The sequence below is a fragment of the Devosia psychrophila genome (assembly GCF_000971275.1).
GTDB lineage: Bacteria > Pseudomonadota > Alphaproteobacteria > Rhizobiales > Devosiaceae > Devosia > Devosia psychrophila.
Map to the genome: position 1 here is coordinate 114,725 of NZ_LAPV01000141.1, position 22,629 is coordinate 137,353.

The 22,629-nt window shown below is 61.9% G+C and carries 20 protein-coding genes; 11 read left to right on the forward strand and 9 right to left on the reverse strand.

Features of this window, described 5'->3' with window-relative positions:
- Positions 1-35: 35 nt before the first annotated feature.
- Positions 36-1,745 carry an adenine deaminase gene (ade, locus tag WH91_RS15630; RefSeq protein ID WP_046171934.1) on the reverse strand — a complete coding sequence of 570 codons (1,710 nt, stop codon included), beginning with the start codon at positions 1,743-1,745 and terminating at the stop codon, positions 36-38.
- 116 nt (positions 1,746-1,861) lie between these two features.
- Here ade and WH91_RS24720 point away from each other — a divergent pair, with 116 nt between their 5' ends.
- Positions 1,862-2,023 carry a hypothetical protein gene (locus tag WH91_RS24720; RefSeq protein ID WP_158409580.1) on the forward strand — a complete coding sequence of 54 codons (162 nt, stop codon included), beginning with the start codon at positions 1,862-1,864 and terminating at the stop codon, positions 2,021-2,023.
- 4 nt (positions 2,024-2,027) lie between these two features.
- The gene (locus WH91_RS15635) at positions 2,028-3,023 is read left to right on the forward strand and encodes a DNA topoisomerase IB (RefSeq protein WP_052952873.1); all 996 of its coding nucleotides are present in this window, start codon (positions 2,028-2,030) and stop codon (positions 3,021-3,023) included.
- On the opposite strand, the gene WH91_RS15640 is transcribed toward WH91_RS15635, so the two are convergent.
- Positions 3,020-5,242 (reverse strand): putative bifunctional diguanylate cyclase/phosphodiesterase, encoded by a 2,223-nt coding sequence (locus WH91_RS15640; RefSeq protein WP_046171935.1) that lies wholly within the window; start codon positions 5,240-5,242, stop codon positions 3,020-3,022. The two genes, WH91_RS15635 and WH91_RS15640, sit on opposite strands and share 4 nt — an antisense overlap.
- A gap of 86 nt (positions 5,243-5,328) precedes the next feature.
- The gene (locus WH91_RS15645; protein WP_046171936.1) at positions 5,329-6,552 is read right to left on the reverse strand and encodes an ROK family transcriptional regulator; all 1,224 of its coding nucleotides are present in this window, start codon (positions 6,550-6,552) and stop codon (positions 5,329-5,331) included.
- A gap of 303 nt (positions 6,553-6,855) precedes the next feature.
- Here WH91_RS15645 and WH91_RS15650 point away from each other — a divergent pair, with 303 nt between their 5' ends.
- The 6 genes from WH91_RS15650 to WH91_RS15675 all read left to right on the forward strand — a co-directional run bounded on the left by WH91_RS15650 (position 6,856) and on the right by WH91_RS15675 (position 12,858).
- Positions 6,856-7,884 carry a sugar ABC transporter substrate-binding protein gene (locus tag WH91_RS15650; RefSeq protein ID WP_046171937.1) on the forward strand — a complete coding sequence of 343 codons (1,029 nt, stop codon included), beginning with the start codon at positions 6,856-6,858 and terminating at the stop codon, positions 7,882-7,884.
- A gap of 219 nt (positions 7,885-8,103) precedes the next feature.
- A complete protein-coding gene (locus tag WH91_RS15655) occupies positions 8,104-9,180 on the forward strand; it encodes an ABC transporter permease (protein WP_052952874.1) in 1,077 nt (358 codons plus the stop codon).
- Positions 9,177-9,995, forward strand: coding sequence for an ATP-binding cassette domain-containing protein (locus tag WH91_RS15660; RefSeq protein ID WP_046171938.1), 819 nt, complete (start codon positions 9,177-9,179; stop codon positions 9,993-9,995). The genes WH91_RS15655 and WH91_RS15660 overlap by 4 nt, the downstream gene beginning before the upstream one ends.
- A gap of 116 nt (positions 9,996-10,111) precedes the next feature.
- Positions 10,112-11,158 carry an NAD(P)-dependent alcohol dehydrogenase gene (locus tag WH91_RS15665; protein ID WP_046171939.1) on the forward strand — a complete coding sequence of 349 codons (1,047 nt, stop codon included), beginning with the start codon at positions 10,112-10,114 and terminating at the stop codon, positions 11,156-11,158.
- A gap of 150 nt (positions 11,159-11,308) precedes the next feature.
- Positions 11,309-12,094, forward strand: a complete 786-nt coding sequence (locus WH91_RS15670) for an SDR family NAD(P)-dependent oxidoreductase (RefSeq protein WP_046171940.1) — start codon at positions 11,309-11,311, stop codon at positions 12,092-12,094.
- A 20-nt stretch (positions 12,095-12,114) separates the two neighbouring features.
- Positions 12,115-12,858, forward strand: a complete 744-nt coding sequence (locus tag WH91_RS15675; RefSeq protein ID WP_143078054.1) for a hypothetical protein — start codon at positions 12,115-12,117, stop codon at positions 12,856-12,858.
- A gap of 374 nt (positions 12,859-13,232) precedes the next feature.
- Here WH91_RS15675 and WH91_RS15680 read toward each other — a convergent pair whose 3' ends face one another.
- Positions 13,233-13,679 (reverse strand): hypothetical protein, encoded by a 447-nt coding sequence (locus tag WH91_RS15680; RefSeq protein ID WP_046171942.1) that lies wholly within the window; start codon positions 13,677-13,679, stop codon positions 13,233-13,235.
- Positions 13,680-14,074: 395 nt separating this feature from the next.
- Here WH91_RS15680 and WH91_RS15685 point away from each other — a divergent pair, with 395 nt between their 5' ends.
- Positions 14,075-15,709, forward strand: coding sequence for a hypothetical protein (locus WH91_RS15685; protein ID WP_143078053.1), 1,635 nt, complete (start codon positions 14,075-14,077; stop codon positions 15,707-15,709).
- 3 nt (positions 15,710-15,712) lie between these two features.
- Here the strand turns inward: WH91_RS15685 and WH91_RS15690 are convergent, their stop codons facing one another.
- The 4 genes from WH91_RS15690 to WH91_RS15705 all read right to left on the reverse strand — a co-directional run bounded on the left by WH91_RS15690 (position 15,713) and on the right by WH91_RS15705 (position 19,929).
- A complete protein-coding gene (locus WH91_RS15690) occupies positions 15,713-16,045 on the reverse strand; it encodes an SMR family transporter (RefSeq protein WP_046171944.1) in 333 nt (110 codons plus the stop codon).
- A 74-nt stretch (positions 16,046-16,119) separates the two neighbouring features.
- Complete coding sequence (gene murD / locus WH91_RS22710; RefSeq protein WP_052952875.1) at positions 16,120-17,409, reverse strand: UDP-N-acetylmuramoyl-L-alanine--D-glutamate ligase; 1,290 nt, start codon at positions 17,407-17,409, stop codon at positions 16,120-16,122.
- Positions 17,399-18,730: a MurL-like N-terminal domain-containing gene (locus WH91_RS15700; protein WP_143078052.1), complete on the reverse strand. Its 1,332-nt coding sequence runs from the start codon at positions 18,728-18,730 to the stop codon at positions 17,399-17,401. Before WH91_RS15700 ends, murD begins: the two co-directional genes overlap by 11 nt.
- A gap of 308 nt (positions 18,731-19,038) precedes the next feature.
- Positions 19,039-19,929, reverse strand: a complete 891-nt coding sequence (locus tag WH91_RS15705; RefSeq protein WP_046171946.1) for a metallophosphoesterase family protein — start codon at positions 19,927-19,929, stop codon at positions 19,039-19,041.
- Between the two features lie 110 nt (positions 19,930-20,039).
- Between WH91_RS15705 and WH91_RS15710 the strand changes: the two genes are divergently transcribed.
- A complete protein-coding gene (locus WH91_RS15710) occupies positions 20,040-20,516 on the forward strand; it encodes an NUDIX domain-containing protein (RefSeq protein ID WP_082102204.1) in 477 nt (158 codons plus the stop codon).
- Positions 20,517-20,709: 193 nt separating this feature from the next.
- On the opposite strand, the gene WH91_RS15715 is transcribed toward WH91_RS15710, so the two are convergent.
- Positions 20,710-21,669, reverse strand: coding sequence for a glutathione S-transferase family protein (locus WH91_RS15715; RefSeq protein WP_046171965.1), 960 nt, complete (start codon positions 21,667-21,669; stop codon positions 20,710-20,712).
- Between the two features lie 349 nt (positions 21,670-22,018).
- Between WH91_RS15715 and WH91_RS15720 the strand changes: the two genes are divergently transcribed.
- A complete protein-coding gene (locus WH91_RS15720; protein ID WP_052952877.1) occupies positions 22,019-22,576 on the forward strand; it encodes a GNAT family N-acetyltransferase in 558 nt (185 codons plus the stop codon).
- Positions 22,577-22,629 lie beyond the last annotated feature (53 nt).

Sequence of the window (22,629 nt, forward strand, 5' to 3'; positions counted from 1 at the left end):
ATAACCTGATTGGCAATTTCATATTTGAGCGCCGATCAGTCCACGAAGTCAAACAGATCGACATCGAACAGGCCGCGGTCGGTCATCTTGAGATGCGGGATGACGGGTAGCGCCAGGAACGCGACCTGCAGGAATGGCTCGGGCAGGACGCAGTCCAGCGCATAGGCTGAGTCACGCAGGGCCTGCAGGTCGTGGGTGACTTCCTCAAAGGGTTTCGGGCTCATAAGGCCGGCGATGGGCAGCGCCAGTTCGGCGGTGACCTTGCCGCCATCGGAGACCACGAAGCCGCCGTTAAGCTCGATCAGGCGATTGACGGCAACGGCCATGTCTTCGTCCGTGGCGCCGATGACGGTGATGTTGTGGCTGTCATGGCCGACCGACGAGGCGATGGCGCCACGCTTGAGGCCAAAGCCCTTGACGAAACCGCGGCCAATATTGCCGTTCTTGCCGTGGCGCTCGATGACGGTCACCTTGAGCACGTCATTGTCGAGATCGGGCAGGGTGCCGCGGTCGCTGCTGGGCAGGGTGGCGCTTTCGCGGAAGGTGAGGATCAGGCCCGGCTTGACGCCGATCACTGGCGTCTGGTTGCGGTCGGAGCGGATGGGGACGATGAAGTCGTCGGGGCTGACCGGCTTGGCCTTCATCGAGGTGAGGCCGACCAGATCGACGGGTTTCCGGGCGGCAAACAGTTCGGGTCCGACGAGGCGGCCGGCGGTGATGACGTCGGTGACGCGGCAATCTTCGAGGCTGTCGAGCAGCGCGATATCGGCGCGCCAGCCGGGGGCGAGGAGGCCACGATCGGTGAGGCCGAAAATGCGGGCGGCGGAGTGGCTGGCGGCGCGATAGACGTGGTGCAGCGGGCGGCCCATGGCGATCAGGCGGCGAATGGAGCTATCGAGATGGCCCTCCTCGGCGATGTCGAGTGGGTTGCGGTCGTCCGTGCAGAGGGCCACGAAGCTCGAGGTGTTTTCGTCGAGTACTTCGGCGAGGGCCTTTAGATCCTTGGAGACGGAGCCTTCGCGGATCAGGATGGCCATGCCCTTGGCTAGCTTCTCGCGGGCCTCGGCGGCGCTGGTGGCTTCGTGGTCGGTGCGGATGGCAGCGGCGAGATAGCCGTTGAGGGCGGTGCCGAGGAGCAGCGGAGCGTGGCCGTCGATATGGCCGCCCTGGAACGCGACCAGCTTGGCGATGATGCCCGAATCGGCATTGAGCACGCCGGGGAAGTTCATCATCTCGGCAAGGCCGATGACCTTGGGATGGCTGCGGAAAGGCTCTAAGTCGGCGATTTCCAGAGCTGCGCCCGAGGTTTCAAAGGCGGTGGCCGGCACGCAGGACGAGAGATTGACGCGGACGTCCATCACCGTCTGCTCGGCGCAGTCGAGGAAGTATTTGATACCCTCGGCGCCCAGCACATTGGCGATCTCGTGTGGATCGCAAATCACCGTGGTAACGCCGTGCGGCAGTACGCAGCGGTCGAACTCGAAGGGGGTGACGAGGGAGGACTCGATATGCAGATGGGTATCGATGAAACCGGGGACGGCGAAGCGTCCCTTGCCGTCGATGGTGGCCTTGCCCTCATAGCTGGCGTGAGTGCCGACGATGCGGTCGGCGACTATGGCGATATCGGTTTCGGTGACCGCGCCGGTGATGACATCGAGCAATCGCACATTCTTGATGACCAGGTCCGCTGGCTGCTTTCCCTGTCCTGCCATGATCATGCGGGTGAGGGTGGCGGTGTCTGTCATGGAGTTTTCCCGAATATTGGTCATGGGCGAAAGTCGGCTGCCTGGGCGGCTGCGTCAAGGCGGCGGGGAACCGCCGGGCGCGGGGCACGTTTTAGCTGCAACACAAGGAGAGCCCGATGCAAAAGACCTATGACCCCGAAAAATCCACGACTGAAGTCAGGGGTGGCAGCGCGCGCAAGATGAACCTGCGCGTCTTGGTGATCTCGATGGTGAGCGTCATTGTGCTGTTTGCCATCGTCTACCTGGTTTACACGCTTACCCAATCCAATCCGACTTAAAGCGATGCGTCTCGTAAAGGTTAGCCGGGCCGATCTGACCCTTAGTCGCCAGAAGAGCGGCAAGGGTTTTTGTTATCGTGACGCCAGCGGTGCGTTGGTGTCCGACGCGGCTATCAAAACGCGCATCAGGTCGCTGGGCATCCCACCGGCGTGGCAGAACGTGCGGATTGCGCCGATCCATAATGGTCATATCCAGGTGCTCGGGGTCGATGAAGCGGGGCGTGACCAGTATATCTACCACCCAGAGTGGGAACTGCGCCGTGATGGCAAAAAGCAGCTTCGGCTTGCCGCTCTGACAAGTGCGCTTCCGCGGGTCCGCAAGAGGGTGGCCGAGGCGCTGAAGGCTGAAACCGGCAGCCGCGAGCTTGCCTTGTCGATTGCCGTGGCGCTGATCGACAAAACCGCGATGCGCGTTGGCCGCGAGAAATATCTCGAAGCCAACGGCACGCGCGGTGCTGGTACGCTTTATGCGCGCGACGTGCGTGTCGCGGAAGCTGAAGTTTGCATGGCGTTCGATGCCAAGGGCGGCAAGCGCGCCGAATATTGCCTGACGGATGCCCGGCTTGCAGATGCGGTGAGCCGCATCAAAACCTTGCCCGGCAAGCGGCTGCTGAAGTATCGGGACGAGGCCGGCAAGGTCAGGCCGATCAAGACCGAAGCGATCAACTCCTATCTGCGCGAACTGTCCGGCGTCGGGATTTCGGCCAAGGATTTTCGGACGCTCCATGCCAGTTCGCTGGCCGGTGAGGCACTGGCACAACTCGAGGCCGGAACGTCCGAGACAGCGCGGCGACGCCAGATGGCGCAGGTGGCAAAGCAGGTTTCCGAGGTGCTGCGCAATACGCCAGCGATCTGCCGCAAGTCCTATATTGCGCCATGCCTGTTCAAGCTGTTTGACAACGGCAAGCTGAAAGCGATGTGGGAGAGCGCCGGAAGCGGTCGTGCGGGCTTGCTGGCGCGTGAGAAGCGGCTCGGCGCAGTATTGGCTGCGATGGCCTAAGCGGCCCGGTTCGGGGTGCGGCGCATTGCGTCGGCCCTGGTGCCGAAGACTGTCGAGATCTGGTCTGCAGGGACACCGCCCGAGAACAGGAAGCCCTGCAGCGTATTGCAGCCCAGTTGGCCAAGGATAAGCGCCTGCGCATCGGTCTCGACGCCCTCGGCCGTCACTTGCAAATCCATGGCATGGGCGAGGGTGACTATGGCCTGGGTGATGGCGACCGAGACGTGGCCGTCGGCAAGTTGCATGACGAAGGAGCGGTCGATCTTGAGGCGATCGACCGGATAGCGCTTGAGGTAGCTCAGCGAGGAATAGCCTGTGCCGAAGTCGTCCAGCGCGATATGGATGCCGGCTGCGCGGAAGGTGTGCAGGTTTTGGCTTGAGACGTGCTCATCGTCGAGCAGGATCGACTCGGTGATCTCCAGCTCGAGATCGGCGGGGCGCATGCCGGTCTGGCGCAAGACGTCGAAAACCTGATTGGCGAAACGGGGATTGCGCAGCTGGGTCGGCGAAATATTGACTGCGATGGTCCGTGTCGGTGCGGTGGCGCCGAGCTCGCAGGCGCGTCGCAGCACGAATTCGCCCAACGCTTCGATCAGGCCGGTGGCTTCGGCGACGGGAATGAAGCGGGCCGGGGAAATCTGGCCGTATTTGGGATGATGCCAGCGGGCGAGGACTTCGGCGCCTGTGATGCGGCGGGTTTGCTGATCCACCAATGGCTGGAAGACCACGGAAAGCTGGTCGTCGCGCTGCAGCGCTTCGCGCAGCTCGCCCTCGATGGTGTGCTGTAGCTGCACCAGCTCGTTCATATGCTCTTCGTAGACCACGGCGCGGTTGCGGCCGCCTGACTTGGCTTCATAGAGGGCAATGTCGGCCTTGCGCATGAGTTCGCGCGGATCGGCGAGACCGCCCACCGCACTGACAATGCCGATGCTGGCGCCGACATGGGCCTTGAACTGCTGCAGGTCGAACGGCTTGCCGATGGTGTCGATAATGCGGGCGGCGACGGCCATCGGGTCGACGTCATATTCCTGGGCTTCGATCATCACCACGAACTCGTCGCCACCGAGGCGAACGATCATCACGTCGGGGCCGACGATGGTGCGGATGCGGCGACCGACCGCGCAGATCAGCTCGTCTCCGGCCTGGTGGCCAAGGGTGTCATTGACCTGCTTGAAGCGATCGAGATCGAGCATCAGCAGTGCCAGATAGCTATTGGGCGCGCTGCGGTCAGTCAGTGCCCGGGCTAGCGCTGCATCGAGGCTGGCGCGATTGGGCAGGCCGGTCAGGCGATCATGGGCCGCCTGATGTTCGGCATTGCGACGGCCGGCTTCCACGGCGGCCGACGACTGCCGCAACTTGCGCAGCAGCAGGAACACCAGGACTGCGGCGATGATGAAGCCGCCCAGAAGCGCCGGGCCGGTGTTGCGCAGCATCATCAGGCCCGGCCGCTCGCGGTCCCATTCAAAGAAGGCGACGAAGCGTCCGGAGGCGTTGAATATCGGAAAGATGGCACGATTGGCGTTTTCTGTTTTGGTGAGGCTGAAACGGCCATTTTCGAACATGTAATCGCGGCTCATCCACGTTGCTGCAATGTCATCGAGAAACATCACGCTGGCCAGCAAGGGCTCCGTGCCCGGTTGCTGGGCGATGGCGCCGGTGTTGGAGACGATGGTCGTAGCAGCGATCATGGCGGGCATGCCTTCGATCAGCGCAAAATCCGATAGTGCGGCGGGCGTCGGCCCCTGGTCGGCGACCTTCAATCCTGGCGGCAGCGCGCGCACCCGTTCCACCAGAGCCAGGATCGGGCCGGTGAATCGGTCATAGCTTGCCGAATCGAGGGCCACGCCGTCATGCATGACATAGAGCGGCTGGTTATCGGCGCCGAATACCATGGTGCGTTGGTGGCCGAAGAAATCGTGCATCCAGCGGCCAAGGTTGTTGTCCACCCAGTTGAAGTTGAACATCAGCTTGGTGTTGACGACTGCATCGTCCTTGCTGGCGACGCTGCTCAATTCGCGGATCAACTGGCTGCGGCGGGTCTGCATGACCTGCTGCAGCATTTCGTTTTGGCGCACAGCAGCGCGATCATCAATATTGGCCGTGGACCAGAAGACAAAGCCAAGCACCGCTGCGGCAGTTATGCCTAATGTTAGAACGACAGGCAGCAGAACGGAGGCAGAGAATTGCCAGCGTTCAAGCGTCGAAGTTTTTGCCTGCATCTGACTACCGCTGCGATCCCTATGGAAAGATCATAGCGCGCAGGGAATTGCTGAGTGGTTACCGAGAACAAGTCATAAGATCAGCTCTATGGCGCGGTATTCTCCTTGAACAGTACTTCGCGGTCTTGAGTGAAGTTGGCGAGGAGGGGCAGGCAGGCACCGCCGATTTCGCGCGCGCCGAAGCCGATGGTGCCTTCGGCAATGCTGAAGGGCGCCAGTCCTTGCAGGTCGAACTCGGTTAATGCCGCCTGCGTCGCGCGTACCAGATCGGCGCGGACTGACTGTGGAAAGGCGCCGTCGATGACCACTGTGCGGAAATCGATGATCGACACGGCGCTGACCGCGGCCAGGGCGAGGCTGCGGGAGGCTTCATCGATCCAGTCGGCCAGCGGCTGGCCGAGGTCGCCCCACAGGCCCGGTTCGCGCCACAGCATCTGGGGGTCGGAGCCGGCGGCCGCGAGGCGTTCGGCCAGCACATAGATCGAGGCGCTGCGCAGCATTTGCTGAAAGCCGCCCGAGCCGTTGGGCACGGGAAGCGGACCGATGGCTCCGCCATAGCCGGTGCGGCCGGGAAACAGATGGCCGTTGAGCACGACGCCGCCGCCGATAAAGGAGCCGAGGAAAATATAGAGGAAGTCGTCGCCATGCTGGCCATTGCCCAGCACCAGTTCGGCTGCGCAAGCGGCGGTTCCGTCATTGTGGAAATACACCGGCCATGGGCTGATGGCGGCAATGTCGGTGCGAACATCGGCTTGCCGCCAGGCTTCCAGCACATCGGGCGGTGCGCCGAGCTGGGATTCCCAGTTCCACAATTCAAACGGCGAGGCGATGCCGAAACCGGCAATGCGGCGGCGGTCAGTATCGTCTAGCGCGAGCGTCAGTTCATCGATGCCGCGCTGGGCCAAAGTTCGGATGATTTCGGGGGTCGGATAGGGGTGCGGCTGGTGGATGCGCCCCAGCACGGTGCCGACGAAATCCATCAACACCACATCCGAGCTGCGGCGGCCAATCTTGAGGCCGAGGAAGAAGGCGCCGCGCGGATTGAGCGCATAGGGCACCAGAGGCTGACCCACCTTGCCGCGCAGTGGATCGAGTCGAAGCAGGATGCCGTCATCTTCCAGGCTATTGGCTATGGTCGAAATGGTCTGTGGCGATAGGCCGGTGCGGCGGGCGATATCGGCCTTGGGCAGGCTGCCGTGACGGCGGATCAGCGAGAGCACCAGGCGCTCATTGTAGAGACGTACCCCGGTCTGATTGGTGCCGCGGCTCAGGTCATCGAGGCTCGTGCGCGACAGTCCCCTCCTGACCATAAATGTCTTCTCCCGTTAACTGCCCGCCCCAGCTGAACAATTCAGCCATAGGTGGCAACGAGCGCGGAATAGCAATCGATTTCATCGACTTATAAAGCGGCCCCACGCTGCAGAAAAAGCCAATGTCCGAGTGCTGTCAATTAATAAATCACTTGGATTAACTTATTGACAGGGCGTTCTGGTTGGACTGTTATGGCGGCGACGAAGCGGGCAACGAGGAAGATGTTGCCCCTTTCCGATAGCGGATCGACGGACCGGAAGATCGGCCGCGAGCGCATTTGAAATCTCGGGAGGAGATAATCGATGGGTAAGTTTTTGAAAATCGCGGCCACTGGGGCCGTGATGCTCGGCCTGATGTGCGGCACTGCCGCCTATGCGCAGGAGATCGTGGTCGGTCTCATTACCAAGACTGAAGGCAACCCCTTCTTCGTCAAGATGCGCGAGGGCGCGCAGGCCAAGGCCGACGAACTCGGCATCGAGTTGCGCACCTTCGCGGGCAAGTTCGATGGCGACAACGACAGCCAGATCGCCGCCATTGAAAACCTGATCGCTTCGGGCGCCAAGGGTTTTGCCATCGTGCCCTCCGATTCCAGCGCCATCGTGCCGACCATCCAGCAGGCGCGCGATGCAGGACTGCTGGTGATCGTGCTCGATACCCCGCTTGATCCGATCGACGCGGCTGACGCCACCTTTGCCACCGATAACCGCCAGGCCGGTCGGCTGATCGGCGAATGGGCCAAGGGCACGCTGGGCGACGCCGCTGCCACTGCCAAGATCGCCATGCTCGACCTCGCGGTGAACCAGCCGACCGTCGACTACCTGCGCGACCAAGGCTTCATGGAAGGCTTCGGCATCGACGTGAAGGACGCCAATAAATATGGCGACGAAGACGATGCGCGAATCTGCGGCCATGAAATGACTGGCGGCGCCGAAGATGGTGGCCGTACTGCCATGGAAACACTGCTGCAGAAGTGCCCGGACATCAACGTGGTCTATACGATCAACGAACCATCTGCCGCAGGCGCCTACGAGGCTCTCAAGGCAATCGGCAAGGATGACGGCTCGGTGCTGATCGTTTCGGTCGATGGCGGCTGCCCCGGCGTTGCCAACGTCAAGGATGGCGTGATCGGCGCGACCAGCCAGCAATATCCGCTGCTGATGGCATCGATGGCCATGGAAGCGATCAAGAAATTCGCGGAAACCGGCGAAAAGCCGGCTGTGACTGCTGGGCTCAATTTCTTCGACACCGGCGCAGCGTTGATCACCGACAAGCCGGTGGATGGTGTTGAATCGATCGACACCGCCAAGGGTGCTGAGCTCTGCTGGGGCTGATGTTGCCGGGAGGTCGCGTTGAGCCTCGCGACTTCCCTACCCACGGTGTCACCCCGCCTTGAGCCGGGGCCCATCCTGAGATCCAGCCGCCGCCGCAAGGTAGATCGTACAGACCACCTTGCGGCTGCACAGCCATATCGAGATGGATCCCGGCTCAAGGCCGGGATGACATCGAGAATTTGGCGCGGCCAGTGAAATTACTCGTTGAGGAGTTCGTGCATGAGCGATGATGCGGCCGGTTCGGCGACTGCGGATAAGGGGCTGGCCAACGCCACGCATGGGGTGGCCAGTTTCGACGAGGAACGGCCCGGCCTTGTGCGGCGTCTGCAGGCCTTCCTCCATACCTATCCGACGGCCATTCCGTTCATCGTGCTGGTGGTTGGCGTCGCCATCTTCTCGGTCGCGGCGGGATCGAAATTCTTCGCGCCGTTCAACCTGTCGCTGGTGCTGCAGCAGGTGACGATCATCGGCGTGCTGGGCATTGCCCAGACCCTGATCATCCTCACCGCCGGCATCGACCTGTCGGTTGGTGCCATCATGATCCTGAGTTCCATCGTGATGGGGCGGCTGTCGGTCACGGCCGGCGTGCCGGTCGAAATCAGCTTCGTGCTGGGCATCGGCACTGGCATCCTGTGTGGCTTTATCAACGGCATCCTTGTGGCGCTGGTAAAGCTGCCGCCGTTCATCGTGACGCTGGGCACCTGGTCGATCTATGGCGCCATGATCATCTTCATTTCCAATTCCGAGACCATCCGCAGCCAGGATATTTCGGCCATCGCGCCGATGCTGCAATGGATGGGCGCCCGGGTGGCGCTGGGGGGAGGGGCTATCCTCACCGCCGGCTCGATGGTGATGATCCTGATCGCCGCAACGGTCTGGTATGTGCTCAACCGCACGGCGTTTGGCCGCCACATCTATGCCACCGGCGACGATCCCGAAGCGGCGCGGCTGGCCGGCATCAACACGACCTGGACGCTGGTGGGCGTCTATACGCTGGCCGGGTTCATCTGTGCGCTGGCAAGCTGGGTCCTGATTGGGCGCGTCGGGGCGGTGTCGCCCTTGGGAAGCCAGACGGCGAACCTTGACTCCATCACTGCCGTGGTGATTGGCGGTACGTCATTGTTTGGCGGGCGCGGCTCGATCGTTGGCACGCTGCTCGGGGCACTGATCGTCGGCATGTTCCGCAATGGCTTGGCTTTGGCCGGTGTCGATGTGCTGTGGCAGGAATTTGCCGTGGGCGCCCTCATCATCATCGCGGTCACCACCGACCAGTGGATCAGGAAGATTTCGGCATGAGCCTCGATCAGGTTTCCAATCTCACCGCCACGCCGATTGCCGGAGTGCAGCCAATCCTTTCGGCCAGCGGTCTCGTCAAGCGCTATGGCAAGGTAGTGGCGCTCGACAATGCCGACTTCGAGCTGATGCCGGGGGAAATCCTTGCGGTCATCGGCGACAATGGCGCCGGCAAGACCAGCCTGATCAAGGCGCTGTGTGGCGCCATGATCCCCGATGCCGGTGTCATCAAGCTCGATGGCTCGCCGATCAGCTTCAGGTCACCGATGGATGCGCGGCTAGCGGGCATCGAGACGGTGTATCAGAACCTGGCCCTGTCGCCGGCGCTGTCGATTGCCGACAATCTGTTTCTCGGTCGCGAGATGCGCAAGCCGGGCCCGCTGGGCAGCATATTCCGGCTGCTGGATCGCTCGGGAATGAACCGCATTGCCCGGGCCAAACTCAGCGAGTTGGGCCTGATGACCATCCAGAACATCAACCAGTCGGTGGAGACACTGTCGGGTGGACAGCGACAAGGCGTGGCGGTAGCGCGGGCAGCGGCCTTCGGCTCCAAGGTGGTGATCATGGACGAGCCGACGGCGGCGCTGGGCGTCAAGGAAAGCCGGCGCGTGCTGGAACTGATGCTCGACGTCAAGCGGCGCGGCATGCCGATCGTGCTGATCTCACACAACATGCCGCATGTGTTCGAGGTGGCAGATCGTATCCACATCCATCGGCTCGGCAAGCGCATCGCGGTGATTCGCCCGAAAGACTACACCATGTCCGACGCGGTCGCGATCATGACCGGCGCGATGGCTCCTCCCCTGATGCTTGAGTAGACCTCATGGTGAGCTTGTCGAACCACGAGCTCGTGCCATAGGGTCGGTATTCCTGCCACGACCTCGTCCTCCGACACGCTTAGGATGAGGCCGACCAAACCATGTTGGAACCATCCATGACCAAAGTCCGCGCGCTTGTTCTTGAACGCCAGCATGAGCTGGCTTTGCGCGATATCGAACTGCCGATGGATGTCGGGCCGGGCATTGTTAAGATCGCTATCCACACGGTGGGCGTCTGCGGCTCGGATGTGCATTATTACACCCATGGCAAGATCGGGCCGTTCGTGGTCAACGCGCCAATGGTGCTGGGGCATGAAGCGGCGGGCACGGTGATCGAAGTGGGCGCCGGGGTGAGCCACCTCAAGGTGGGCGACCGTGTCTGCATGGAGCCGGGCATTCCCGACCCCAATTCGCGGGCTTCGCGGCTAGGCATGTATAATGTTGATCCGGCCGTCTCGTTCTGGGCCACCCCGCCGGTGCATGGCGTGCTGACGTCCGAAGTGGTGCATCCGGCCAATTATACCTTCAAACTGCCCGACACTGTGAGCTTTGCCGAAGGCGCCATGGTCGAGCCTTTTGCGGTGGGCATGCAGGCGGCGACCAAGGCGAAAATTACGCCCGGTGATACGGCGGTGGTGCTCGGTGCCGGACCGATCGGCACCATGGTGGCGCTGGCGGCACTGGCTGGCGGTTGTGCGCGGGTGATCGTGGCCGACCTAGCGCAGCCAAAGCTCGATATCGCGGCGCAATATCACGGCGTGATCCCGGTCAATATCCGCGACAAGAACATCGTCGAGGAGGTTTCGCGCCTAACCGATGGCTGGGGCGCCGATGTGGTGTTCGAGTGCTCGGGCTCGCCGCATGCGTGGAAGACAATAATGGACCTGCCGCGGCCGGGCGGCGCGATCGTCGTCGTCGGCCTGCCGGTCGAGCCGGTGGCAGTGGATATTGCCGGGGCATCGGTGAAGGAACTGCGGATCGAGAATGTGTTCCGCTACGCGCATCAATATGACCGCGCCATCGCGCTGATCGCCTCGGGCAAGGTTGATCTCAAGCCGTTGATTTCCGAGACGTTTGCGTTTGAGGATTCAAAGGTAGCGTTTGACCGGGCGGTCGAAGGGCGGCCGAGCGATGTGAAGCTGCAGATCAGGGTGGCAAAGTAGGCGGTAGGCCCCTTACCCGGCGCGATGCGCCGACCTCTCCCCCAAAGGGAGAGGTGAAAGAGGCACCGCAAATTGGCATGCACCACCTCTCCCTTTGGGGGAGAGGTTGCCCGAAGGGCGGGTGACGGGGCCTTTGAACCGGAGGAAGTTATGGATTTAGGATTGCGCGATAAGGTCGCCCTCATCACAGGCGGGACAGTGGGCATCGGGCTGGCCATTGCAGAAGGGTTGGCGGCGGAGGGGTCTAACCTGGTGCTGGTCGGCCGCAACAAGCAGCGGGCCCAGGACGAGGCGGCGCGGGTGGCCGACAAGTTCGGCGTCATCGCCATGGCCATCGCGGCGGATGTTGCAACCGCCGAGGGCTGCGATGCGGTGATCAAGGGGGCCACCAAGGGGTTTGGTGGGGTCGATATCCTGATCAACAATGCCGGTACTGGCTCCAACGAGACCATTGCCGAGGCCGACGACGCCAAGTGGCAATATTACTGGGACCTGCATGTGATGGCCGCCGTACGGCTGGCGCGCGGGCTGGTGCCGTCGATGAAAAAGCGCGGTGGCGGCGTGGTGCTGCATAATGCCTCGATCTGTGCCGTGCAGCCGCTGTGGTACGAGCCGATCTACAATACTACCAAGGCCGCGCTGATGATGTTTTCCAAGACCTTGGCCAACGAAGTGGTTGGCGACAATATCCGCGTCAACACGGTCAATCCGGGCCTCGTGCTGACGCCTGACTGGATCAAGACCGCCAAGCAGATTGCCGGCGAGGACGGATGGGAGGCGCATCTGCAGGGCGTCGCCAACGAAGCCGGCGGTATGAAGCGGTTTGCGACGCCTGAAGAGCTGGCGAACTTTTTCGTCTTCATGTGTTCGGACAAGGCCAGCTATTCGACCGGCAGCACGTATTTCGTGGATGGCGGATGGCTCAAGACGGTCTGATGCTGCCGGAAACTGGGTCTGTGCTGGGCGTCGATGTCGGCTGGTCGCTGCACCAACGTTCCAGCGCCGCCTGTCGGCTGGATTGGGACCGTGGGAGCGTGGGTTGGACGATCAGGCGTTTTACCGCCGTTGCGGCGGACAGGCGAGAGGCACTGCTGGCGACTGCTGGTTCACATCACCTTTTAGCTGCCGCCTTCGATGGTCCGCTGCGGGGCGACCTTGGACTGATCGACACCTACAGGTTGGCAGAACGGCGGCTGAGTGAGAGAGCCATTCGTGAAGCAATTGGCAAGCTAGCACAGTCCAACAGTGGCAATGGCCGATTGCTCAATGCGGCAACCAATGCCTGTGCTGATATCGTCCTCGGGCGCGGTTTAATCGCTGCGGCGGAACATGCCCACCGTATCCACCCCCAAACGGTGGTGGAAGCCTTTCCCAACAGTTTTCTTGGTCTGATGTTGGCCGATCCGGCACCGCTCAAAGGTGGTCGTGGCAAGCGCTCGGATCGCTACTACACGGCGTTGGCGAAGGATGGAACTTTGGCTGCTCTGATGCAGCATCACCTGCCCGGTCGTCGGGTGGAACAGTCATTCGAAAGCGTCACTAACCATGATGATCGAGCCGCCCTGGTTTGCGCGATCACGGCGCTGGGCGTGGCGCGCAACGACTATGTAACGGTGGGCGATACCGATGGCTGGATCATCCTGCCACCACGGGATTTCATTGCCAACTGGGCGCAGCCGCTTGTCGCAGCCTGGAACTAACCGCTAGCGCGAAGGCCGAGCGCGGCTCCATCAATCCTTGGCTTTGCCGCATGAGCGTCGGCTTTAGCGGTTCGTTTAGATTGGACCAATCTGCCCGTATGGGCCGCGGGGAGAAGCCGAAACTCTGGCGGCTGCGCTGAGGGACGTGCGCGCTGCCAATCTGCTTCTCCCCCCGTACGGTTACAACCGGGAGGTGTCATAACCGCGCCCCTGAGCCAGCGCTCCCTTTAACGGAGGCTGGCGGCTCCCGAGCCGCAGTTTAGCGGTACGGGAGATTGAGTGGCCGGAGGGACGCTTGGGAATGCAGGAGCAGTCCGAAGACCAATCTTGCAGCGCCCCTCCAGACCGAGGCATGCAACCTGTGGACGCAGGAGTTACATGCCGACCGCATCCAGGCGCTGACTGCGCGCCCAGAAACTGACAAGGCTTGCCGCCTCGCGCCGGTAGGCGTCGGGTTCGGCGTGCCGAATGAAAATTGCAGAAGCGCCGGCATCCTCGAGCGCTTCGCGATGCTGGCGACCATCCGGAGGCACCATCACGACAGCATTGACGCCCTTCTGATAGGCGAGGGGCTGGATGGAACGGAGAAACTCGATACTGGCCTGGCTCTGAGCCTTGAGGTCGATGATGATCAGGCTTGGCCAGGAAGCCTTGGGGTCGGACAGAGTTGTGGCGATCGTCGAATGGGCAACGGCGGTATTGCCATACCACTGGATGCGTGGCGATCCATGGGCCACCAGCATGCGCGTCAGCAGAGCTGCCGAGTGCTGGTCATCGTCGATGAGCGCCACGTATGGCGCGTTTTCCACATATTCGTTCAATCGATACCCCGAAGCCCGACGTTAGCGTCGGACATGCCGCAAGAAACGAACGCGCCGGGTTGCGGCGAAGCCGCAGATCCAAACGTTACTATTGGAAACTCAGTTGTCAGAGCGTCCCACCTAGGCCTGGCCGATGCGGGACTGTGTCGTGTTCGTGACAGCGACGATCGGCGTATGCGAGAAAAGTTCCAATCGCGGCAGGCAAGCTGAGGTAAAGTCGAGGTAACTACGCTTGCGTTTTACATGTAAAGCGTCGAAGGTCTCCCTATAGTCGGAGATGCATTTTGACCGCGCCCGTGCCCCAGCGCGAAACTATCCTGCACGCCCTCGAGCAATTGCTCAGATGGCCGGAAATTGCGCGCTCTCCGCAACTTAGCAGGTTCCTGGAATACATTGTGCAGCGATCCCTCGCGGGGCAGGAACAGTCTATCAAGGCCTATTCCATAGCCGTAGATGTGTTCGGGCGCGGTCCGGATTTCGATCCCCAAGCCGACCCTATCGTGCGGGTGCAGGCGAGGCGCTTGCGTAGTCTGCTGGATGACTACTATCGCGGGCCGGGGCTGCAGGATGCCTTGCAGATACGCCTGCCTATTGGCCGCTACATTCCCGATTTTGTAGTGGCCGAAACAGAGGCCGCCAGCATTGAGCCAGTCCTGTTCCAGGTCGCGCGGGCGTCGCAGAACGCGCCGGCTCTGCGCGTTGGGCCGACAGTTTCATTGTATGTGCTCGCAGTTATCGTTCTTGGCGCCGCGATGGCAACTTATGCTCTGAGCACATGGGGACCGCGCCAGCAGATGGCGGTCGCGTCGATCGGCGCCTTGCAACGCCCCACCATCAATATCGTCGAATTCCAGAATCTTGCCGCCGACGTACAGCCACCGCCGCAGGTGGCGGGTCTTGCGATCGAGTTGGTGACTGACCTTGAGCAGTTCGAAAATGTCCGGGCGCATTATCGTGTCGCGAGCGAGCTGGTCGCCGCCGCCGATGACTTGCCGGTCAACGATTTCGTGCTGACCGGCATCGTACGGGCGGATGACGAACTGATACAGTACAGCGCCATCCTGACCGAAAGCCGGACCGGCTCGGTGGTGTGGAATCAGACGCTCTCGGTACCGGCGAGCGAGGCCGCCACGCCCGGTGTGCTCGATAAAGTGTCCAAGTCGTTCAGCCTCGTGCTGGGCAGTGCGCGCGGCCCGCTGCATGCACCTGCACGTCATTTGATGATGTCTATCGCGGCCGACGAGATCGATACCAATCTCTATTTGTGCCAGGTGATGTTTGATCGCTATCGCGAAACTGGCGGCGATTCCGATGCGGTCCGCGCCAGTGCCTGTTTTGCCGCATTGCCAGAGGTCGACAAACAGAGCTGGAGTGCGCTGGCTGCCAATGCGAGCCTGCTTGCCGAATATGCCGGACCAAATATCGCGGGTGAGTCGACTGCGGCAGATCGGCTGCGACTGGCGGACGTTACGATCCAGCGCGCCATTGCGCTCGACCCGATCAGCGGATTTGTCTGGGAGCAGCAGGCCCGCTTGCATGAGGGGCGGGGCAATCTCGAACTGGCCCGGGCCGACTTCGCTGCCTCCGTGCAGCTCAATCCGGCCAATGCCGACGCGCTGGCCGCCTTCGCGCGGCTACTGGCGCTTGCCGGCAGGCTGACCGAAGCCGAACCAATGGCGCGCGAGGCCGCCGAGCAATCACCGGAACCGCCGCCCTGGTATTTTGGCGTTCCGACCTTGCTGGCGCTGCGTGACGGCGATCTGGCGCGGGCAGTTGAGAGTGCGGAACGTTATGCGCAGGCTGACCGCGAGCTGGGGCCGATCCTCGCCATCATAGCGGCGCAGCGGACCGGTGACAGGGCGGTGGTCAACCGCTATCTGCCGCAGGTGCTGGACGTGTCGACCTTTCGAACGCGGGGCGTGCTGCCGCGCCTGCGCGAACGCATTGGCGATGACAAGTTGATCGACACAATACGGGCCAGCCTGTCCCAGGCAGGTGTGCCTTGGGCCACTATGACGCGACCGTTCTAAAGCTCAATGCGGCGACGACTGCGAGAACAGGTTGATCACCAGCACGCCTGACAGGATCAGCCCGATGCCGATCAGGGCCGGCAGATCGAGCGTCTGGCCGTGCAGGAAATAGGCGATGATCGAGATCAGCAGGATGCCTGCGCCGGACCATATGGCGTAGCCGATGCCGACCGGGATGGTCTGCAATGCCAGCGAGAAAAAGTAGAATGTCACGGCATAACCGACCACCACGATGACCGATGGCACAAGCTGGGTGAACCCGGCGGCGGAGCGCAGAAACGAGGTCGCGATGACTTCGCCGACAATGGCGATACCGAGATAAATGGCGCCGTTCATGGTGCTCTCCGTGGTGGGATGCCGTCATCTACGCGGCGCCTTGAGCGCCGGGAAGTCGCCATATCTGGTATGCGTCAGCCGAAGATGGCTTGCGCCAGCGCTACAAATCGGAGCCCGCGCTCCTCGAAATTCTTGAACTGATTATAGCTCGGCGCGCCTGGCGACAGGATCAGTGCATCGAATTGATGGCGATGCTGATGGAGCGCGTGCATTGCCGCTTCGAGGTCTGGCTCGGCCAATACGGTGATTTGCGGCGCTGCGGCGCGGGTAGCCGACGCAAGGCGCGTGCCGGTCACCGGCAGGCAGGCAATCGTGGTTACGCCATAGCCAACGAGCAAACTGGCCAGTTCGGCATAGTCCTGCTGCCGCTCGTGACCGCCACCGATCAGCGCCAGGCGAAAGCCGCGATAGGCGGCCAGCGCCGCCTTGGTGGCCTCTGGCGTCGTCGAGATAGAGTCGTTGACGAACAGCGTGCCGCCGAACTGATGCTCTTCAAGCCGGTGCGGCAGGGGCACAAAACCCGTGATCCCGCGCAGGATGCCGTCAAGAGTTGCGCCAGCGGCCAGCGCTATGCGGGCGGCGAGGTGGGCATTATCGAGATTGTGGGCGCCCTTGAGGCGTGAGCCAGCGGCCGCCTTGTCGATTGCAGCCAGCTCATCCGGGGCGAGATCACGGATCAGGCGGCGATGGTCGCGCACCGCCATGGCTACGAGGGCATTTCCGGCTGCTGCCGCGCCAAGCGCGACGGGAAAGCCGCCGTCGCGGTCGATCAGGTGCAGCTTGTCCTTGTAGTAACGCTCGACCGAGCCGTGCCAGTCGACATGCTCGGGATAGAGATTAGTCACCGCCGCGATGTCGGGCAAGAAGCTCATGTCGGCAGTCTGGTAGCTCGACAGCTCGAAAATCACCACGGCATGACGATCGGCGATTTCGAGCGGGGCAAGGCCCACATTGCCGGCGAGGCCAGCATCGACGCCGGATTTGGTCAGCATCAGGTGGGTCAGGGTGGCGGTGGTCGACTTGCCCTTGGTGCCGGTGATGGCGATGACGGTGCGGCCGTGGCGATAGGCGGCGCCCCATAGATTGAGATTGGATGAGGTCGGAATTCCCGCATCGCGGGCAATGTCGAACACGTCCTTGTAGCGCGAGACGCCGGGGCTCTTGACGATCAGCCCGAAGCGGTGGGCCCGGATGGCGGAGGGCAGGTCGGCCGGGGCGATGATTTCGGTATCGGGAATAGTGTTCTCGCCGCTATCGACGGTGACGAAGACCTGCAGCTCCGGTTGGCGGGCCTTGAGGAAGGCGCGGGTCGAAAGCGCTTCGCGTCCGGCGCCATAGAGCAGGACCGGTTCTTCAAACCGCATAGGCGGCCACCTTGGCGGCGAGCGCCGGCGGAATGTGGTGGTCGTGGCTGTCGGTCAGGCATTCGGCCATGGCCATCTGTAGCTTGGGCTCGCCATACTGGGCCAGCAGGTCGGCCTTGACGGCTTTGACCACCGCCGCCTCGTGCCAGTCGGCATGCCGCGTCAGGGTGTAAAGGCAGGCCGCGGCTTCAAGGATTTCGCCGACACATTCCCAGGGCTTTTGCCCGGCAAGGCCTGCCAGTTCACGGAACGAGGCTTCGTTGGCCGGGTTGTCGAGCAGGTCCTTGCCAAAGATCGACAGCAGACGATGCTTGGCCATGAAGGGCGCAAAGATCAGGAACACGAAGTGGCATTTCGGACATTCGCCGCACCACAGCGGTCCATCGTTGCCCGTCAGCCGGAAATTGCGGTTGCAGCTCGAAAAGACACGGTCGAACTTGGTCTCGTGGGTGAACAGCGAGGCGATGCGCGCTTCGGAATAAGGACGCAGCAGCGAGAAATATTTCAGCGCGCCGCCGGTCGCATCGCTGAGCACCGAGGCGATCAGCAGCTCGAAGCCGAGCGACTTGGAATATTGGTGGTTGGTTTCGCGCCCGTCGAAAGTGACATTGCCCTCGCTGGCTGAGCGCTCGTTGCTGAGCACGATCTGGTTGTAGCCAAAGAGCAGGGCGCAGAGCGAGGCGATCATCGAATTGATGGCGGTCGAGGGCACGTGGCCGTTGTAATAATCGTCTTCCTTGCCAAGACGGATCATCTCGGCATCGAGCGTGCGGGTGACATAGACCGGCGCAGTGCCGATCTTGTCGACGGAGGTCAGAATCGGCCCCTTGGGATTGACGGCGAAGGGGGTGAATTCGACGCCAGTGTGGGTCAGCAGGTCGACGCTCACCAGCGAGTCCTTGCCGCCGCCGATTGGTAGCAGCGTGCGATCGGGCAGAGTAATGGCGGGCCGGGCGGTCCCTGCGTCATGCGGGGCATGAATGCTCAGCTTGCCGAAGCGCAGCAGCGTGTTGCGAGCGTAGAATTCCCCGAGGCCGTTTTCATAGACATCGATGGCAAAGGCGCGCTCGGCCTCGCTCAGCGCGATATTGGGCGCCACGATTTCGAAGGGCGCACGCAGCTTGAAGTAGCTGACACCAAGGACGATTGCAGTCAGGTCGAGCAGCTTGCGGAACGAGGCACTTCCGGCCGCCGCGAGGTCCGCGCCAGCCGGAAAATCGAGCGTCTCGACGAAGTGCAGATCGCCCAGAGCATAGCCGAAGCTGGCGATGCCGGTCGCGGAATCGAAGACGGGGCGCTCGATGAGGAATTGTTCGGTCAAGGCTGGGATCACTCGGGTTCGCTCAACCATATAGGTGATTTGCGGACGTGGCGGGAGTAGGGCGCTTGCCAATGTCGCTGGCGTTCATACCTACGCGAATTAGCAGTCGACACCCTCCCCCCCGCGGGGAGGATCAAGGGAGGGGGACGTTTAGCCCTTATATCTGGGCGCTCGCACCCCCACCCAGCCTCCCCCGTCGAGGGGGAGGCAATGATCGCGTTTGCGGGACGGCTGGGCCATTCGGCCGTAGGCCTCAGGGCCTGCTTCGCTCAAATCGCTCCACCGGAGCGATTTGCCCTGCGGGATGCTCAGCAGATCCGCATCTGCAGCCGCATGACGATATCCGTGCCCAGCCGCTGGAAGCCATACTCGCGCATGGTGCAGGTCCAGCCTTCGCCTGCCCGTTCTATGCGGAACAGGTTGTAGCGCGCCGGATCGTCCAGCGTGCCGCCCTGTGCCGCACTGGCTGCTGCCACGCCGACTACCGGCACTTCCTTGCCCTGGCCGGGAATGGAGTGGATCGAGGAGCGGTGGGTGTGGCCGTGCAGGACCAGTTCGGCGCCATGCTCGGCGATGATCTGGCGAAACAGCTTGTGGCCCTTGAGGCCAAACGACGGGTGCTGCAGTTCCGCATTGGGCGGATGATGGATCAGCACGGTGCGGAAATAGCCGGCCTCGCCCATCACCTTGAGAATGCGGCCGAGGCGCTCTGCCTGCTTTTCGTCGAAGCGGCCAATGGCGAGGAACGGCCTCGTCGGCACGGCGCTGGAGCAGGAGATGATGGCCAGCTCGCCGACGCGGCGCACGAAGGGGAACACCTGATCGTCCAGCGTTTCGCCGCGCATATAGTCGCCCCAGATATCCTGGGCGGATTCCAGCGCGCCGGGCACATAGGCGTCGTGATTGCCGGGGCAAACGGCAACCTTGTCAGTCGGACCAAGCGCCGACAGCCATTCGCCCGCCCGCTCAACCTCAAACTTCATGGCAAGGTTGACCAGGTCACCTGTCACTGCCGTAAAATCGGCATTCTGGGCCTGCATATGGGCAACAAGACCCGCCAGCGTTTCACTGTTGAGCTCACCGTGGCGCTTCAAACGCCAGTTGAGATAGCCGGTGAGCCGCTTGCCCAGCAGGTCGCGCCAGCCGACGTCGGGCATGGGAGACAGGTGGATGTCTGAAATATGAGCGAGTGTAATCATCGCGGGGGTAATGCCAGAAGCTTGGGGGCAAGAAAACGGCCAATCGCCGCTCGGGCCGATTTTGTCCTCATCAAGTCTCTGCTACCGGTGGCATTCCAAGGAGATAATTCATGCAGATGACTCGCACGCAACAGCTGGTCGCCAAGGTTTTCCTGACCGCCAAGGGCCTGTGGCACCGGCTGACCATGGGGTCGCGGGTGATGCTGGTGGATTGCGACAGAGTGCTGCTGATCCGACATCAACATGTACCGGGATGGCAGTTTCCCGGCGGTGGGGTCAGTCCGGGTGAGACGCTGGAACATGCTGGGGCTCGCGAGACGCTGGAAGAAACCGGCTACCTTGTTACCGGATCCATGCAGCTGTTCGGCATCTACCACAACACCAGCCCGGTCACGAACCGCGACCATGTGGCGTTCTATGTGGCGACCAGCTTCGAGAAGGATCACGACAAGCAGCCGGACCGGGAAATCGCCGAGATCGGCTGGTTTGATCGGCATGCCCTGCCGGAAAAGGTAACACCGGCCACCTCGCAGCGGATTGATGAGTATTTCGACGGCGCGCCGAAGCGGGATGTTTGGGGGTATTAGGTGGCTAAACCGCCCGGTCGGCGCCATCTCCCTACTGACGGCACCCATCTCAGCTATGCCACCCGCGGTTTCTCCCTCGGGCTTGACCCTAGGGCCACTCTCAATCCGGCGCGAGCTGCGAATGATCCTCGGGTCAAGCCCGAGGAAAAATTGGTGGATGGGGAAAGGGCAGTGGGTAACGAGACGCCCCGGCTTACTTCAAAAACTCCAGCTCCGGACCAACCGGGATCACTCGGGTTGGATTGATGGTGAGGTGGCTCCAGTAGTAATGCGTCTTGATGTGGTCGATATCGACCGTCTCCTTGACGCCGGGCACTTCATACAGCGCCTTAAGGTAGTGCGAGATATTCTTGTAGTCGGCGATGCGCTGGCGATTGCACTTGAAGTGGCCAACATACACCGCGTCGAAGCGCACGAGTGTGGTGAACAGCCGCCAATCGGCTTCGGTGATGCTGTCGCCGGTGAGGTAGGCCGTCTCGCCGAGCAGGCCTTCGACCCAGTCCAGGGCCTCGAACAGCTTGGTCACGGCGCCTTCATAGGCTTCCTGCGTCGTCGCAAAGCCGGCCTTGTAGACGCCGTTGTTGATGTCGTCATAGACCCGGGCATTGATCGTATCGATCTCGCCGCGTAGCGCTTCGGGATAAAAATCATCGGTATTGCCGGTCAACTCGTTGAAGGCCGAGTTGAACATCCGGATGATTTCGGAACTTTCGTTGGAGACGATCTGCCCGGTCTGCTTGTCCCATAGCACCGGCACGGTGACGCGGCCGGAATAGTCGGGAACGGCTTGGGTATAGACCTGCCACAGCGTGTCCTTGCCCAGCAGGTCATCGCCGGTAGAGCCGGTGGCCTTGTCGAAGCTCCAGCCGGTCTCGTCGGGCATCCTTGGAGAAACCACCGAGACCGAGATCAGGTCTTCGAGGTTCTTGAGCTTGCGGAAAATCAGCGTGCGATGCGCCCAGGGGCAGGCCAGCGACACGTAGAGATGGTAGCGGCCTGCCTCGGCCTTGAAGCCGCCTTCGCCAGTGGGGCCAGCGCTGCCGTCGGCGGTCACCCAATTGCGGAAGCCGGCCTGCGAGCGCTTGAACTCACCACCGGTCTTTTTTGTGTCGTACCATTGGGTCGACCACTTTCCGTCGATCAACTGTCCCACGATCAAATCTTTCCGTCATGTTGTCGACGCGTTGTGCAGGTCAAATCCCGCTCGTCGTTTTGCTTTGCCTGACACTTAGGGCAGGGCAGGGCGGGCGATAAGGCGGCTCTTCCAAAACGAAGTGTTGTGCATTTCGGACACAGCCGCCCTGCAGATATTGAATTTGAGGCATCAGGCCATGATTTTCATTTTACGCGACGCCCCCATGGTGCTAATCCGAAATCAGGCGTGGAGGCGCCCAGGATGGTAAAGGTTTTGCTGGTGACACGACGACCGTAAGCGGTCTTTCGAGACGGTGCTCTTTGAGGCGCCAGGTTTGTCCTACGCATCTCCATTCTGGATCATTGCCATGTCCTTCTCGCCTGCGTCCTCGGCCGCAACTGCTGCTGTCTCCACTTCTCCGGCTCGTGTTCCCACCGTTCGCTATGCGACTGCGGCTGACGATGCTTTCGTCGACGAGTTGCAGGCTATTGCTTTCGGTCCCGGCCGCTTTGCCAAGACCGCCTATCGCATTCGCGAACGGTTCAATATTGACGAGAGCCTGAGCCTCATTGCCGAAGTCGAAGGCCAATCTTGCGGCTCGGTCTGGATGACGCCTATTTCGATCGGCGGCATCAACGGCTGGATGCTCGGTCCATTGGCCACGCACCCCAATTTCCGCAAGCTCGGCGCCGGCAAGCTGCTGGCCCGCGAGGTCACCAAGCGAGCTCTGGCGCGTGGTGATGGCGAGTTCGTCATGCTGGTCGGCGACCGCGATTACTATTGTCCGCTGGGCTGGGAGCCGACAACGTTGGGCAATATCGCCTTTCCCGGCCCGGTCGATCCAACCCGCGTGCTAGTCTATGGCGAGGACAAGAGCCTGGCTGAGACTCTAACCGGCGCGATAGCGGCCTGGGTGCAAGGTTAAGCATCTACCTCGTCGCTTAAATCACCCTCACACTTTATCCCTCGCTTGTTGAC